This window comes from Amycolatopsis thailandensis (assembly GCF_002234405.1).
GTDB classification, from domain to species: Bacteria; Actinomycetota; Actinomycetes; order Mycobacteriales; family Pseudonocardiaceae; genus Amycolatopsis; species Amycolatopsis thailandensis.
On record NZ_NMQT01000392.1, the window covers coordinates 1 to 623 of the forward strand.

1 protein-coding gene is annotated in these 623 nt (G+C 71.9%); it reads right to left on the bottom strand.

From position 1 onward, the window contains the following. Positions 1-129: 129 nt before the first annotated feature. The coding region (locus CFP71_RS43090; protein ID WP_425266653.1) for a carboxylate-amine ligase at positions 130-623 on the bottom strand (494 nt) is incomplete at its 5' end.

The following is a 623-nucleotide window of genomic DNA, read 5'->3' on the forward strand; positions in this document are numbered from 1 at the left end:
CAGGTCGAAGTCGTCGCGGCGGCCACCCGCCAGGGTGTCCACCACGGCGGCCGAAAGCGGGCCGCGGATTTCGGGCAGCGTCGCGGCCACCGGGCGGTCGATCGTCGTCATACGAGCGGAGTACCCGATCTACGGACGCGGAACCGTCTCTTCGGTCAGCATCCGCAACACCGCGACGTCGCCGTCGGCGGAGGCCCGGCGCTGTCTTTCCGCGCCGGTGCCTTCGCGCTCCAGCCGATCGAGCAGCGTGCGCACCAGATCGCTGTCCCCGGTCTCTTCCAGTGCCTCCCGGACGTGCCCCAGCAGCGAGGCCATCCGGTCGGTGGCGGGCACGGGTTTGCCCGTCACCGGATCGACGGCGGGGCCGCTGAGCCCGTACCGGGCGGCCGACCAGACGGCGGCAGCCGCCACCTGCGGGTCCAGCGGCGTGGCCGTCACGCCGTGGTCGAGGTCGTCGAGCGCGGTGATCACCAGCGCGCGGGTCAGCAGTCCTTGCAGGACGGCTTCGTCCACAGTGGACGCGGTGTCGGCGGCGCGGACTTCGACCGTCGGCCACCGAGAGGAGGGCCTGGCGAGCCAGAACGTCTGGTTCTCGTCGACCAAAACGCCGCAATCCACCAGGC